The organism is Nostoc sp. (assembly GCF_036919675.1).
GTDB lineage: Bacteria > Cyanobacteriota > Cyanobacteriia > Cyanobacteriales > Nostocaceae > Nostoc.
The window spans coordinates 374877-390304 of the sequence record NZ_JBALCP010000134.1 but is presented as its reverse complement, the minus strand read 5'-3'; the positions used below and the strand labels follow the sequence as shown (position 1 = coordinate 390304).

General features: G+C 41.3%; 11 protein-coding genes. 8 read left to right on the top strand and 3 right to left on the bottom strand.

The genetic code is table 11. From position 1 onward, the window contains the following. Positions 1-80 precede the first annotated feature (80 nt). Positions 81-2756 carry a DEAD/DEAH box helicase gene (locus V7K49_RS31630; RefSeq protein ID WP_335209162.1) on the top strand — a complete coding sequence of 892 codons (2676 nt, stop codon included), beginning with the start codon at positions 81-83 and terminating at the stop codon, positions 2754-2756. Between the two features lie 280 nt (positions 2757-3036). Here V7K49_RS31630 and V7K49_RS31625 read toward each other — a convergent pair whose 3' ends face one another. Further along, a complete protein-coding gene (locus V7K49_RS31625; RefSeq protein ID WP_334865882.1) occupies positions 3037-3420 on the bottom strand; it encodes a hypothetical protein in 384 nt (127 codons plus the stop codon). A 758-nt stretch (positions 3421-4178) separates the two neighbouring features. On the opposite strand from V7K49_RS31625, the gene V7K49_RS31620 reads away from it, so the two are divergent. The 6 genes from V7K49_RS31620 to V7K49_RS31595 all read left to right on the top strand — a co-directional run bounded on the left by V7K49_RS31620 (position 4179) and on the right by V7K49_RS31595 (position 12416). Continuing rightward, entirely contained in the window at positions 4179-6173 is a 1995-nt protein-coding gene (locus V7K49_RS31620; protein ID WP_335209161.1) for a heavy metal translocating P-type ATPase, read from the top strand. Positions 6174-6288: 115 nt separating this feature from the next. Further along, entirely contained in the window at positions 6289-6993 is a 705-nt protein-coding gene (locus V7K49_RS31615; protein WP_335209160.1) for a hypothetical protein, read from the top strand. 229 nt (positions 6994-7222) lie between these two features. Further along, complete coding sequence (locus tag V7K49_RS31610; RefSeq protein WP_335209158.1) at positions 7223-7861, top strand: hypothetical protein; 639 nt, start codon at positions 7223-7225, stop codon at positions 7859-7861. 31 nt (positions 7862-7892) lie between these two features. After that, positions 7893-9050, top strand: coding sequence for a hypothetical protein (locus tag V7K49_RS31605; protein WP_335209157.1), 1158 nt, complete (start codon positions 7893-7895; stop codon positions 9048-9050). Further along, on the top strand, positions 9047-11221 hold the full coding sequence (locus tag V7K49_RS31600; protein WP_335209156.1) for an ABC transporter substrate-binding protein: 2175 nt from the start codon (positions 9047-9049) through the stop codon (positions 11219-11221). The genes V7K49_RS31605 and V7K49_RS31600 overlap by 4 nt, the downstream gene beginning before the upstream one ends. Positions 11222-11372: 151 nt before the next feature. Further along, positions 11373-12416 carry a caspase family protein gene (locus V7K49_RS31595; RefSeq protein WP_335209155.1) on the top strand — a complete coding sequence of 348 codons (1044 nt, stop codon included), beginning with the start codon at positions 11373-11375 and terminating at the stop codon, positions 12414-12416. A gap of 363 nt (positions 12417-12779) precedes the next feature. Here the strand turns inward: V7K49_RS31595 and V7K49_RS31590 are convergent, their stop codons facing one another. Continuing rightward, positions 12780-13868: an aromatic ring-hydroxylating dioxygenase subunit alpha gene (locus V7K49_RS31590; protein WP_335209154.1), complete on the bottom strand. Its 1089-nt coding sequence runs from the start codon at positions 13866-13868 to the stop codon at positions 12780-12782. A gap of 318 nt (positions 13869-14186) precedes the next feature. Between V7K49_RS31590 and V7K49_RS31585 the strand changes: the two genes are divergently transcribed. Then, on the top strand, positions 14187-14612 hold the full coding sequence (locus tag V7K49_RS31585; protein WP_335209230.1) for a heavy metal-responsive transcriptional regulator: 426 nt from the start codon (positions 14187-14189) through the stop codon (positions 14610-14612). 576 nt (positions 14613-15188) lie between these two features. Here V7K49_RS31585 and V7K49_RS31580 read toward each other — a convergent pair. Beyond that, on the bottom strand, positions 15189-15416 hold the full coding sequence (locus V7K49_RS31580; RefSeq protein ID WP_334865897.1) for a hypothetical protein: 228 nt from the start codon (positions 15414-15416) through the stop codon (positions 15189-15191). Between the last annotated feature and the right edge of the window lie 12 nt (positions 15417-15428).

Below are 15428 nucleotides of genomic sequence, written 5' to 3'. Positions count from 1 at the left end.
CTCATTTCTAACTCATAACCTAACGAAGTTGACAAAAGACTCGTTAGTATAGTAAACAATCTGGTTGCAAATGTGATTGAGTGAATTATCCTGCGCCGTCTCCAGAACTTGACTTAGGGTCTATATTTCCCTTTGAACTGGATCAATTTCAAAAAGAAGCGATCGCGTCCCTGAACGCCGGACGCTCCGTAGTCGTGTGTGCCCCCACAGGTTCGGGCAAAACATTAGTCGGAGAATACGCCATTTATCGCGCCCTGTCGCGAGGAAAACGTGTATTTTATACTACTCCCCTAAAGGCGCTATCGAATCAAAAATTACGTGACTTTCGAGAAAAATTTGGGTTTGATCAAGTCGGACTGTTAACTGGAGATGCTTCCATTAACAGGGATGCACCGATTTTGGTGATGACTACAGAAATTTTCCGAAATATGCTCTATGGCACACCCATTGGGCAAATTGGCATCTCATTAGTAGACGTTGACGCCGTAATCCTTGATGAGTGCCACTACATGAACGATCGCCAGCGCGGTACAGTTTGGGAAGAATCAATCATCTATTGTCCTCGGGAAGTGCAACTAGCAGCCCTCTCAGCAACGGTTGCCAACAGCGATCAACTCACCGACTGGCTAAATCGCGTTCACGGCCCAACAGACCTGATTTACTCCGATTTTCGCCCAGTCCCCTTAGAATTTCACTTTTGCAATCCCAAAGGGTTATTTCCCCTGCTGAATGATACCAAAACCAAAATTAACCCCCGCCTTCAGAAGAAGAAGGGAAGAGGGGGAGAAAGGGAGAAGGGGAGAAGTGGTAGACCGGAGGCTCCTGGCATTATTTATACCTTAAGCCAGTTAGAGCAACGAGATATGCTACCAGCGATTTACTTTATCTTCAGCCGCCGGGGATGTGATAAAGCGGTGGCAGAAGTGGGTGATTTATGGCTGGTAAATAATGAAGAGTCCCAGATTTTGCGCCAACAGATTGATGACTTTTTAGTCCGCAATCCCGAAGCAGGGCGTTCTGGACAAATTGCACCCCTATACCGAGGAATTGCCGCCCACCACGCCGGAATTTTGCCTGCTTGGAAAGCACTGGTAGAAGAACTATTTCAGCAGGGGCTGATTAAAGTAGTATTCGCCACCGAGACACTAGCAGCGGGAATTAATATGCCCGCCCGGACAACGGTAATTTCTACCCTTTCCAAGCGTACCGACACTGGACACCGCCTGTTGAACGCTTCCGAATTCTTGCAAATGGCGGGACGGGCAGGCCGCCGGGGGATGGATAAACAAGGTCATGTGGTCACAGTCCAAACTCCCTTTGAAGGAGCCAAAGAAGCCGCGTATTTGGGAACATCCAAGCCAGACCCTCTAGTAAGCCAGTTTACGCCCAGCTATGGCATGGTACTCAATTTGCTGCAAACCCACACCCTAGAGCAAACCAGGGAACTCATAGAACGCAGCTTTGGGCAGTACATGGCCACCTTGCATTTAAGACCAGAATACGATGAAATTGCCGAACTGCAAACACAATTAGCTCAACTTCATGAGCAAATCGCCGCAGTTGATGAAAATGAACTGGCTGTTTATGAGAAATTGCGGCAACGCCTGAAAGTGGAACGCCAGATATTGAAAACCCTGCAAGAGCAAGCGCAAGATGATAGACAACAAGAATTGGGGATGATGTTGGGCTTTGCAGTATCAGGAACTCTGTTGAGTCTCAAAGGCAAAAATATCACAGTGCCTTCACCTGTAACCGCAATCTTAGTGGGAAAATCGCCGGGTTCTGGTCAAGCTCCTTACTTGGTATGCTTGGGACATGATAACCGCTGGTATGTAGCAACAACAGGGGATGTAGTCGATTTGTATGCCGAACTGCCGCGAGTTGAGGTGCCACCTGATGTACTACCACCGCCAGAGATGCCCTTGAAACCAGGACAGTCGCGCCGTGGTAATCAAGAAACCTTTGCGATCGCCGGGCGTATTCCCAATCCGATAGAATCTTTGTATCTGGCACCAGAAGTAACAGAACAACTCAGTCGCACTGCCGCCATCCAAGAGCAATTAGAAGCTCATCCCTTACATCAATCAGGCAATGCTGCCACGCTTTTCAAGCGTCGTGCCCGCTATGTCGAACTAGAAGCCGAACTCGAACAGTTGCAAGAGCAAGTAGAGCAACAGTCACAACGTCATTGGGAAGAATTTCTCAATTTAATTTTAATTCTGCAACACTTTGGCGCTTTAGATAACTTAGTCCCCACACAATTAGGGCGAATCGCTGCCGCCATTCGAGGGGAGAATGAATTGTGGTTGGGTTTAGTATTCGCTAGTGGTGAATTGGACAACTTAGATCCGCACCATTTAGCCGCCGCCGCCGCCGCTTTGGTGATGGAAACGCCTCGTCCAGATAGCAAGGTTAACTTTGAGCTTAGTAATGAAGTGGCAGAAGCCTTGAAAAAATTGCGGGGAATTCGCCACCAAATGTTCCACCGACAACGGCGGTATAACGTCGCGCTGCCTATATGGTTGGAGTTTGAGTTAATTGCCATAGTGGAACAATGGGCGCTAGGAATGGAGTGGACAGAACTCTGCGAGAACACCACCTTGGATGAAGGCGATGTAGTGAGAATTTTACGGCGGACGTTGGATTTATTATCGCAAATACCCCACGTTCCCCATTTGCCACAATCTTTCCAGCGTAATGCCCATCGGGCGATGCAGTTGATTGATAGATTCCCTGTGAATGAGGTGGTTGAATGAACAGGACGCTCTTACGCACAGAGAGGATTTGATAATTTCTTTGCGTAAAAGCCTCTGTCCATCTTTGCCTCTTTTTGTCTCTGTGCGTTCTCTTCGTCAACATTAATTTGAGGTCTTTGAAGTAGTGCTACAAACTGCCCCAACAATGAATTCAGATTTGACCAAACAATAGTAGTGGTAAGTGGTTAAAAGTGCTTTTTTGGTTTCGTATATGTTTTATACGTGATTAATCACGTGTAGATAACAGAAGTTATAGTCCCTGTCAACGCTTTTCAATCCCCTAATAAACCAGGTTTCCAGTCCCCTGCAACTGACGTAAAGAATTTATACACAATGGACAATCGCATCCAAATAACTGAATTGCCCGATCGCTTTCTGCGTCAGTAAAATTCAACATGGCAATATTCTGATCTGATACTGATGTGACAATGGTTGAGGAACGTGTAGATGAGGTATACGGTTGCTTTCTCTCTGAATCTCGAATGCACACAAAATCTTTTGCCCCATGTGGGTTAGTGATACAGGTACGACCGTCTTGTGTGTGCATTAATTTCTGTGTAATACTAGTACTAGCATGGGCAGGATGAAATACCGCCAGCGTAGACATCATCGACACAAAAATAGAGGAACTGGAAAGCAAATTCAGGAGAATTTTTTTGTTCATAGATTTCCTTGAGAAAATTGTCTACTTGTTTAGGGTATTATATTCACTTTCAAACTTCAAGTGAATTTTCCCTAAGAATAGCTAGCTTGACACTTGTTACTCAAGAAAGTTCCATATCTACCCAGTTTGAGCACAAAGTAGTTGCTACAGCAGAATTGACAAGTCAAACAGGCTTTATGTCTAAATTTGATACCTAAGCTAAGTTGTGTACTTTACAAAATTTAAATCCGCTGTATATTCCTAACAGTTCTATTTCGTTATATACATAAACCGTCTATAACTCAAGTTCCAGTTTAATAACTAAAGTCCGTTTTAACAGACTATAACCTTTTCTCAGTCGTCTTTAGACGACTTTCGCTATTAGACTGGTAAATTCATTCTGAGGTGAGCTAGATGAGAATGAAATAGCTTTGATATTCCCAAGAGTGTGATTGTTTGCTTGATGTTAAGTATAAGGGCTTAATTAAATTAAAGCTCGTAGTCAGCGGCTCTAGCCCTTTAAAATCTTATCCAGAGCGATAACTCGCTGACTACGAACAAAAACTATATTTGATATTATTCTATACAATTGCGAACTACTATCGCTATCTTTACAAGATTAAAAATATTGATTTTAACTAGAAGATAGGACAAATATTGAATAATAAATCTGATATAGATTCTCATTCTTAAATTATCAACTTGTAAAAATTCCTTTTTTTGATTACATTTGGAAAAAGGCTCATATATCAAGTAAATTACTAGCCTCAACAGAAAAAATGAAGCAGAAAGTACATTTAGAATCTTCTGGTTGTTCCAACTGTGAACATGACCATCACGAGAATCATAACCATGTTCATAATCACAATCATGATGAGAATCATAACCATGATCACGATCACGACCACGGTGGAGAATTCAATCTGAAAAATGAGGTATTGCCTTTGGTAGTGATTTTAAGCTTATATGCACCTGGTGTAATTTTTGAAAATCAATTACACAATACATTCTACTCAATAGGTGAATATCTGCTTTTCATCCCAGCTTATTTATTAAGTGGATGGAGTGTTTTAAAAACTGCTGGGCGCAATATACTCAAAGGTAGAGTATTTGATGAAACATTTTTGATGGCAGTAGCGACATTAGGGGCGATCGCAATTCATAAATTACCCGAAGCTGTCGGCGTCATGCTATTTTATAAAATTGGGGAATTGTTTCAAGATATTGCCGTTAGTCGTTCTCGTAATTCTATTAAAGCTTTATTAGAAGTCCGCCCAGACTATGCCAATATCCAAATAGAGGGAGAACTCAAGAAAGTATCGCCAGAAACAGTAAATATTGGGGATATTATCGTTGTCAAACCTGGAGAAAAGATTCCTTTAGATGGTGAGATTATAGATGGTAATTCGCAAGTTGATACATCTGCATTAACTGGAGAATCTGTGCCGCGAACGGTGAGGCTGGGAGAGACAGTTTTGGCTGGGATGATCAATAAAATGGGTGTTCTCAGCATTAGAGTAACAAAACTTTTTGATGAATCTTCCATTGCCAAGATTTTAGACTTGGTGCAAAATGCCAAAAGTAAAAAAGCAGAAACAGAGAAATTTATTACTACATTTGCTCGATATTATACGCCAATAGTAGTTTTTACATCTCTAGCAGTTGCTTTATTACCTCCTTTATTCATTTCTGGTGCAACTTCTTCAGAATGGGTTTATCGGGCCTTAATTTTATTAGTTATTTCCTGTCCGTGTGGACTAGTTATCAGTATTCCATTAGGTTACTTTGGAGGTGTGGGAGGTGCTGCTAAACGTGGTATTTTGGTTAAAGGCTCTACATTTTTAGATAGTTTAAATGCAGTCAATACAGTTGTTTTTGATAAAACTGGAACGTTAACTAAAGGAGTATTTCAAGTAGCAAAAATAGTACCACAAAATGGCTTTAAGGAACAAGAGTTGTTGCAATTGGCAGCCAAAGTAGAATTGCATTCAAATCATCCTATTGCCCAATCTATCCGCAATGCTTATGGTGAAAAAATCGATGCATTAGATGTGAGAGATTATGAAGAAATAGCAGGTTATGGAATTAGAGCCAAGGTTAAAAATCAGGTAGTAATAGCGGGAAGCGATCGCCTATTGCATAGAGAGAAGATTTATCACGATAATTGCCAGTTAGAGGGAACAGTTATTCATCTAGCAGTGGATAATATTTACGCTGGATATATTATCATTGCTGATGAACTCAAAGACGATGCCAGACACGCTATTCAAGCACTCAAGCGAATGGGTGTAGAAAGAACAGTAATGTTGACAGGAGATAATCAAGCGATCGCTTCCCGGATTGCTCAACAGCTTGGTATAGATACCTATGAAGCAGAGTTATTACCTGAAGAAAAAGTTAATGCCATTGAGAAGTTACTCAGCACCGCCGGCAAGCATGGTAAAGTTGTCTTTGTTGGAGATGGTATTAATGATGCGCCAGTGATTGCTAGAGCAGATGTTGGTATGGCAATGGGTGGGTTAGGCTCAGATGCAGCCATAGAAACTGCTGATATTGTGATCATGACAGATGCACCGTCAAAAGTGGCAGAAGCAATACAAATTGCTAAAAAAACCCGCAAAATTGTTTGGCAAAATATTGGGTTTGCTTTAGCAATTAAAGTTGTATTTATTGGATTGGGTATTTTCGGGATAGCGACGATGTGGGAAGCTGTCTTTGCTGATGTCGGAGTAGCAATGCTTGCAATTTTAAACGCAACTAGAGCGATGAAATAAAATTATTGGGAAATCAGGAATTCATAATTGGGAAATTGTAGAAGTTAAAACTAAGGAGTAAGGAGTTATTTCTTTAACGCTTCTCACTCATATTCTGCTACCCCAAATGGAACCCATGAATTCATCAATCAAAGGCATTGCTACAGCTACTTTAGCTTTACTGCTAAACTATTCAGCAAACCCAGCCTTTGCACTACCCCAGAAAATCAATCATCGAGTGACTGTTGCTAAATCGCAACCATTAACAGACACCTTGATTCTTCCTGGGGAAAGAGTGGGGCCGATTACACGCAAAACCACCAAGCAAGATTTAGTGAAGCTGTTTGGTGCATCCCATCTCATTGATAAAACTATTTCAGGCCCTGAAGGAATGGGTAGTTTTGCAGCTACGCAGGTAAACCTAAATCAGGGGCGATGTCTAACGACAAGCTGCTCCGCATCTACGCTCTTGGTAGTTTGGAGTGATAATACTCGTACTAAACCTCTAGATGTGCGTAACCTGGGTTCAGCTTGGAAAACCCGCGAAGGTATTGGTGTCGGAATCCCTTTGAGCGAGTTACGCAATAAATTAGGTAATTTTAAACTTTATGGATTGGCGTGGGATTACGGCGGTACGATTTTGTTAGATAGTAGTAAATTATCTCGTTATCAAGGCAAACTCATTTTACGAGTAGACACGGCTCCCAATGCTTCTGAAAAGTTCCCCAATGACTACCAAGCGGTATCTGGGGATGCTACTTTTTCCTCCACCAATCCCCACTGGAAATCTTTGGGAATCAGGCTAGCAGAAATTATCGTTGTACTGAACCCAAGTGAGTAGTGGTATGCTAAACATCAGTTTGCTTGCTAGGGCGTAGAGAGGCTATGGAGACGACGTTCTTATACTAAGTCTGGAACTGGTAAATTACTGACAGAAAAAATTATGTAAGTGACATCTCGTGTCGCAATCATGTTTCGGCTATTGAAACCAAACACAGTAAACCAGATTGCTGGATCGATAATCTGGCTAGTCGTCTTGAGTAAAGATTATTGACTCAAAAAGTACCTGGATGTCCTCCGAGCAGCATCTACAGCACAAACGCCATGCACTACAGGAACATTATGACCTGCTAGCCGAGAAGTTAAAAAGGTTGCGTCACGATTATGCGATCGCAGCAGATACTCTCATTCGCTTCCAATTAGAAAAGCAAATTGAACAAACTGAAGCTGAACTAAACGAATTGGATCAGCAGCTTTATGTTCTAGAACGAGCTTTATCTAGTGGAAGAGTGTATCGTGCTTTATTGAAATTGGGTTATCGAGAGCAGACGCGAGCATTTCGGAGATTTATTGAGATTCATTCAGTAGGAGCCTTTTTAATCCACGGTTCACTGTACTATGGTCAACGTTGGTTGTTGAATCGGTTAGTGGTACAAAATGTTCCCAATATCATGACGGGAAAGGTTGTGCGAATTGAACTCAGTCGCATTGCTCGCAGAAGTGACAGTGCTGCATTGTGGCGTGAACTTGGTGGTAGAGTTGGTCTGGGTAGACAAAGCTCAATTCCTGAAATTGCCGAACGAGTTTATCAATGGTGGCGAACTCAGAATGTCTTGTTAATTTTTTATGATGTCGATTGTCTTTCAGAAACTTTTTTGCACGAGCTGATCAGAGATTTCTGGTTACTATTAGCGACTAATGAGCAGTAAGCCTGTCTCGCCAATGTCGGAAATATTGGTTATGCAATCTCAGCAGCCAAAGATTTCTCAGATTGGTGACTACATAATGCTGGGAATTTTCGGAGTTCTATTAGTCTTGGGTTTTGGACTTAGTTTACAAAAGCCTAACGAGACACAGAACCTACCCCCAACAGCACAGCTAAACGAGACACAGAACCTACCCCCAACAGCACAGCTAAACGAGACACAAAACCTACCCCCAACAGTACAGCCAGAAAAAAGTATCAATAAAACCCAACCAGATTTGATTGCTTGGAGTGTGTTATCGATTATACGCTTGAGTTTTGTATATATATCTTTAAGGAGAGCCGCTCAATTCAAAGTTGAAGATGAGCGCACTGATCACCGTACTTCTTTTGCCAAACAAAATCTAAGTAAGTCTGTTACTCCTCTTCCTACATTGACACAGGTAATAGAAGATGAAGTGCAAGTAGTTCAAGCTGTGCTGCAAAATACCAGCAGAAATGAAGGAACATCTTACAGTCGTTTTATTCTGACCACTGAGTTTTTTCCTGTAACCGAACGGCAAATGAAGCAGATTTGGCGCTACTTGCGCCGCCCAGTACGTAAGGGACAACGCACAGAGTTGGATGTGGAATCAACGGTAAACCAAATTGGATTTCAAGGAATATTACTCGAACCTGTGTTGCTAGCGCGTCGAGTAAACCAGGCAGAACTGCTGTTATTAATTGACCAAGATGGCTCAATGGTGCCTTTTCATGGGCTGTCGCATCGCTTGATAAAAACTGCTTTGCGAGGTGGACGTTTAGGCAAAGCTAGCATTTACTATTTTCACAACTGCCCTATAGATTATCTCTACCATGACCTTTATCATCAGGAAGCGGTATTAGTTAGTGATATTGTCACGCATATTTGCTCTGAGCGCACAGCTGTATTGATTTTCAGTGATGCTGGTGCTGCTCGTGGCGATTATAGCGAGGAACGTTATAAATCAACAAAAAAATTTATTACCCAGTTGAAACAGCAGGTGCGTTATATTGCTTGGCTTAATCCTATGCCGAGAAAGCGTTGGATAGGTACAACATCTACCGATATTGCCAGTGTTGTACCTATGTTTGAAGTCAGTCGCCGAGGTTTGCAAGATGCTATTGATGTGCTACGCGGTCGCCCTACGAACTTTGAGGGGCGGAGAAAATGAGCAAAATTAGCTTAGAAGTGAGCGAAATTAGCTTAGAAGTTGCCAACCGACGCATTGAGTCTTGGGAAAAACGCTTTGAAAAAGCGTACTTATATTTGGCATATCATGCTGCTTTTCCCTTAGCACTCACACCCGATATTTTATATCGTCTGTGGGCTAACTTCCAACAAGATATTCATGGTGAAGTACTAGGAATCCCTTGGGTAGCGGTAGCGGATCTGCTGCTTTCTAGTCTTTGCGATGAAGTTGGGCATGAACTTTACGAAATGGATTTGGCAGTGCGAAATGTGCTGTTGAAAGTATTACAAGAAGATGAAAAGTTTGGTCAACAGCGGATTAATGAACTGTCAGATTTTTTGCTTGAGTATGTACGGCAAAGACTTCAAAATGATGATCCCGATATTAAAGACTTTGCCCAGGCTCAACAGTGGACAGCTTTAGCATACACACAACCGGGGAAAGTAGCTCATGAACTGGCATTGGAATTCTCGAAATTGGATTTTAATAATAAAGCAGAACTTATAAGAATCGTCTCAATAACAGAAACATTTGCACAGCCATTAGCTGAATTCGATCCGTTACTCAGTTATGCACGCGGAATGGGAAAGTTAGCCCGTGGCAATTTGGAGGCTGCAACAGATCAAATTAGCAAAATACTAGAAGGAGAAAACAAAATACAGGTTGCCGGAGTTGATTTACCTATTCCCGAAAAGATAAAAGCAAATCTTCCAGAGCTATTCGAGCAACTCACTATCCATAAAAACGCGCTAATAAGAAGCAGATTTTCATCACGATTATTTTTATCTGTATTAGCTCTGGGAATGCTGATTGGAGGCACAGGAGTAGGAGTATACATTTTTCGATTTACTACATCTCAACTTCCACAAAACTCATTATGTGCTAAGGAGACCTATAGTTTGAATGACAGAATTAGCTTGGGTGAAGAAATTTTATTAACACAAGATACCAATTCAGATAAAGAAGCTGGAGTTAAAGCATTTTCCAAGGGTGACTGCCAGCTTGCTATTGATAAGTTCAATTCATACCGTCAAACTAATCCTACAGACCCAGAAACATTGATTTACTTAAATAACGCTAAGGCTGGTCAGCAGGCAGAACACATTAAAATAGCTGTGAGCGTACCCATTGGTACAAATCCAAATGTAGCAAAAGAGATGCTACGCGGTGTGGCTCAAGCTCAAGATGAGGTGAATAGCAGTACTGGTATTAATGGCAAAGCTTTGGAGGTAGCGATCGCTAATGATGATAATGACCCAAGTGAAGCTGTACAGCTTGCCAGTCGTTTTGTCAAAGATGCCAGCATCTTAGCTGTCGTCGGACATAATTCTAGTAATGCTTCTCTCTCCGCAGCCCCAGTCTATGAAAAAGATGGGTTAGTGATGATATCTCCTACCAGTTATGCCCAAAATCTTACCAGTATTGGCAATTATATTTTCCGCACTGCTCCTAATGTTAAATCCATAGCAGATAGCGTCTCTAATTACGCTATTACAAAAGCGGGCAAAACCAATTTTCTTATCTGTGTTGATTACCAAGGGATGGATAATCAATCGTTTAACAACGAGTTTGTTAAAGCGATAAAGGCTGCTGGCGGTCAGATTAATTCTACAGAGTGCGATATTTCTGCCCGTGACTTTAACCCTAGTGCTGTCATTTCTCAAGCTGTACGTAGCGGTGCTAATGCCTTGGTGTTAGGTCTTTATGTAGATAAAATAAAGCAAGGTCTAGCGGTGGTACAATCTAATCAAGGGCAGTTGACTGTATTTGGTAGTCCTACACTTTTCACTGACGAAACCTTAAAAGAGGGTATAGGTATCAACGGACTGATAATCTCTGCACCTTGGTATCCCGCAGCATTTCCTAATAACATCTTTCCACAACAAGCCCAAAAACTTTGGGGTGCAACTGTCAATTGGCGAACAGCTACGGCTTATGATGCAACTTTGGCGATCATCGCAGGTTTACAACGAACCAACAAACGCGATGAATTGAAAAAGGTGCTGCACAGTCCAGATTTTTCAGTCGATGGTGCAACGGGAAAGATTCAGTTTTTAGCATCAGGCGATCGCAAAAATAATGACATATTCTTAGTCAAAGTTCAACAAAAACCTGGTACTGATAAATATGAGTTTGTGCCCATTCAACCTTAAGCGCAACGCAAACGATATTATAATGCTTTCACAGATTGCTTGTTGTCAGCCTTGTAAAGTAAAGTAGCAGTGAATAAAGATGGCTATGCACGTATTCTTGATATTTTAAGTATATAGAGTATAAAAGGCGATCGCATTCCTCACCCACCGCATGACAAACCAAACTTTTACCAACGCTTATGCATTACTTATTGGCGTAGGTGCTGATTTACCAGTCACAGTCCTCGATGCAACAGCTATACGAGATATACTGATTGACCCAAGTCGCGCCGCCTATCCACCAGAACAAGTCACACTGCTAACCGAAACCTCTGCAACTCGGCAAAATATCCTCGCAGCTTTTGACCAAATCATCGCCCAGGTAAATCAAAATCCTGATGCGACAGTCATCATTTACTACTCTGGTCACGGTGGACGCATCCAGCGCCCCAATGAATACTTCCTTGTACCATTCGGTTATGACCCCAGTCAACGCGTAGACACAGCTATATCAGGTTTAGAATTTACCCAAAAGATTGAAGCAATTACAGCGCGTAAACTCGTAGTTTTATTAGATTGCTGTCATGCTGGTGGCGTTCCAGCTTTGAAGGAACCAGGGGAAATCTTTGTAAAATCACCCTTACCGCCGGAACTGTTAAATGTGCTAGGAACAGGAAGCGGTCGAGTTGTAGTTGCTTCTTCGCGGGAAGACGAATATTCTTACACGGGTCAACCCTACAGTGCTTTCACAGATTGCTTGTTGTCAGCCTTGCAAGGGAAAGCAGCGGTGAATAAGGATGGCTATGCACGTATTCTTGATATTTTAGTTTACTTGTTTGACCAAGTGCCAAAAAGAGCATCAGGGCCGCAGCACCCGTTTGTAAATAAAGTGCTGGATTTAGGCGATAACTTTCCCCTTTGCTATTACGCAGGTGGAAGTAAATTTTTGCCTGGTGAAACAGCAACTATTGAAACTAGCCCATCTGCTACTAGCTTAACTGCTGGAGGGCGACGGCGATCGCAACAAAAACTAGACGCACTTCAAGCAGAATTTGACATCCGCAGCGAGAAGTTTAAGCAGATGAAAAAAGCTGTAGCAATTGAGGCTGGTACCGCCGTTAAGTTTCAATTAGAACAGCAGCTTCTTGATGAAGAGGCAAAACTGGCACATCTTGGCGATGAACTGGATAAAATTGAGTCTGCATTGCAATCATGAGACTTATGTAAATATACAGTTATTTGGCAGATGGAAATCAGGATTTCCCCACCTAGAAAACAAGGAAAATAGAGATATTCAGTTAATTGGTGTTTGTTTATACTATTTCAAATTTTTGTAGTGGTTATACTCATGACTTAGGTTCTACCTGGGAATTAGGAAGTGGCTTTGCCACTTCTTTTTATTGATCTGGTAGCCCAGGAAAAAAATAAATTAAAAGTTAAAAGTAATTTGTTGAACTTTTAACTTTTATTAGTTGTTATATCATGTCCGTTTAATTGACCATAAAATAATTAGCCTGTTAAGTTACAGTTTTGTACTCTCCAGGCAGTCTGACAAAATTCTGGTCATATAGACATGATATTAGTCATTACTCATTGTATCTTCCCATATCTCACGCTTGGGCTTGCTCTCCACATCGCGCGATCGCGCTTCTTGCCAAGTCCCCCACATTAGGGATTGCTGTTTTTCAACATAGTTAATAAACTGCATAATTGACTGATCTGCCTTGATGGGAGTTTTCAAATCAAACTGAATTGTTTGGACAATCTTAATGTCACCCATGAGAAAGTACTTAGCTGTAATCTTAGTCAGCCATAGCACAACTCGATTGCATAACCAACCAAAAATTCCTTTGCGTTTTTTGGTCATCAACAAGATTTGACCTTCAGTTTTTCCCCCTTCGTGGAGGCGAACTGCAACCATCATGTGAACATGAAAGAAATCGGGACCAGCTGTCACAATGCCAATGCTACCGTACCAATAGCAAATACTGTAAGTTATGGCATTTTTGTAGAAAAGACGGATGAGCTTAATGAAAGACGAATTGTTTTTGATGGGTGTAGTGTTACTGAAGATAATAGCATTCTCGTTCAGTTCCTGTCTTTCAAAAATAACTTCTATTGGCAGTTTGTGAATTGTATTGAGGTGTTGAGCATCGATTGCATTAATCATTACCACATTCGGGTGACAGTTCATCACAAAATGGGAAGTAATAGCAACATCACACTCTTTTTCTTCTAACTCTGGAACAAAAGGTAAAGGTTGCTGTGGTATTTCTCCAGTCCAAACCCAAATCATCCCGTACTTTTCAGCAGTAGGCCAAGTTTGTAACTTTAGGGAAAGTGGTGCATCTAAACATGGGATATCAGTACACATCCCTTCAGCATCAAACTTCCAATGGTGGAAAAAACAACGTAGTGCATTACCCTCAACTTTACCTTCAGCAAGGTGAGCGCCCATATGCGGACAGTAGGCATCAAAGGTAACTACTCTTTTGTCTTTACCACGGTAAATCGCTAATTCTCTACCCAAAATCGTGACAGGTTTTACTTCACCCACCCGCAGATTTCGAGAGGGTATTAACCAATACCATCCCTCAATAAAACGCTCTGGATTATTGAAAGTTTTAGGTTTACGGGTTGAGCTAAAAGTCTGCGAGTTGAAATTCATTTTTATAGTTTCACTTGAGGTGAAGCAGTTGATCTAGAAGTAACATGCAAACGAAAAAAAAACAGTTACTTTCAGTACCATGACAAACAGTTACCCTATCAATAGATAAAATTAGAAAGGTCAAATATTGAGTTAAGTTTATTAAATAAAAATGTTAAACTTAAGTAAATCAGCGTAAATGATTAAAGGTTTGTAGTGACTTAAAAAAATCTTTAATTAGATTTAAACTACTGATGCCAACATTTTGCCAAACTCTCAAATGAGTTAATAAATTAGGAAAATATGTCATAATAATTACAATATTTGGGAAAATCTGCCGTGTTAACTCAGGAGACGAAACTGCTTTTGATTGGTCAGGTAACAGATATAAGCGGAATCACCATCAGGACAATTCGCTATTACGAGAGTTTAGGTTTACTCAAATCATCAAGACGAACAGAGGGAGGCTTTCGCCAGTTTTCATTGGATGTACTGACTCGTTTAGCTTTCATTAAAAGGGCGCAAAATCTTGGTCTTAGCTTAGAGGAAATTGGAAATATTCTTCAGGTTTATGACCAAGGACAAGCTCCCTGTGGTGAAATTAAAGAAAAGCTCGAAAACAAGCTCTTACAAATTGATCACCAAATCGATCAGTTGTTAACTTTACGGTCTGAAATAGATGGATTACTGTCAGGCTGGAAGAATAATGGCAGACAGCATAAAGACACAATTTGTCCCATTATCCAAAACACCCCTCAGTGCTGATATTAATTTTTTATAAAACTGCACAAAATCAAGCTTGCTCAGACTTGGGGCAAAATCCCCAAGTTCTAAAGCAACGACAGCATCTCAATTTACCATCAAAGAATAATTAATAAAAGCCTGAAACGACCTATGGATAGGTATAATCCATACCATGATTAATTTGTACAGTGGATAAGGGAGCGTCCCAATGCAAGCAAATTTACCAAAATCTTTACAAGTCATTGTGAATAAAGCGTTCTGCTCGCAATGACAAATTATGTTTTTACACATTTGAGATGCTCCCGTGCATAAGTCATAATTTATTCAGAACTTTGAACTCCAGTTCCCCCCTTTTTTAGGCTACCGTGTATACACAAGTCGAATTACCCCCCTTAATCCCCCCTTATAAAGGGGGGAAATAAGAAATCTTGTTCCCTCCCCAATCCATCGGGGAGGGTTAGGGTGGGGTAAAACTGACGCGAAAAACCAGGTGAGTAAGCTATTTCAGACTTGTGTATACACCGTAGCCTTTTTTAGGAGGGCTAGGGGGAATCTAAAAGTTTTTGATACATCACTAACGACTTTTAAAAAATCCTTTCACGACTCAGAACTTTTATAGAGAAGGAACCACCACAACTCTAGTCCAATTAAGGCTAAACCACCGATCGCAACACCAACTTTCAAGCCTAAAGGTTGCTCAATGCGTTGAAATTGGCTGGTTTGCTCTGACAAGTGGGCTGGCATTTCTGCTAATGTTACACCTGATGTTCCAGTGAGAAGCACTAAAGTTATAAGGCTTCCCCAAAGCATTTTTTTACTGAACATTTCCTAAATTAC

Bases quoted from the DNA above. Each gene is read 5' to 3' on its own strand.
- V7K49_RS31605 (WP_335209157.1), top strand. From the start codon at position 7,893: ATGCAATCTCAGCAGCCAAAGATTTCTCAGATTGGTGACTACATAATG.
- V7K49_RS31595 (WP_335209155.1), top strand. From the start codon at position 11,373: ATGACAAACCAAACTTTTACCAACGCTTATGCATTACTTATTGGCGTA.
- V7K49_RS31610 (WP_335209158.1), top strand. From the start codon at position 7,223: ATGTCCTCCGAGCAGCATCTACAGCACAAACGCCATGCACTACAGGAA.
- V7K49_RS31625 (WP_334865882.1), bottom strand. From the start codon at position 3,420: ATGAACAAAAAAATTCTCCTGAATTTGCTTTCCAGTTCCTCTATTTTT.
- V7K49_RS31580 (WP_334865897.1), bottom strand. From the start codon at position 15,416: ATGTTCAGTAAAAAAATGCTTTGGGGAAGCCTTATAACTTTAGTGCTT.
- V7K49_RS31600 (WP_335209156.1), top strand. From the start codon at position 9,047: ATGAGCAAAATTAGCTTAGAAGTGAGCGAAATTAGCTTAGAAGTTGCC.
- V7K49_RS31615 (WP_335209160.1), top strand. From the start codon at position 6,289: ATGAATTCATCAATCAAAGGCATTGCTACAGCTACTTTAGCTTTACTG.
- V7K49_RS31590 (WP_335209154.1), bottom strand. From the start codon at position 13,868: ATGAATTTCAACTCGCAGACTTTTAGCTCAACCCGTAAACCTAAAACT.
- V7K49_RS31620 (WP_335209161.1), top strand. From the start codon at position 4,179: ATGAAGCAGAAAGTACATTTAGAATCTTCTGGTTGTTCCAACTGTGAA.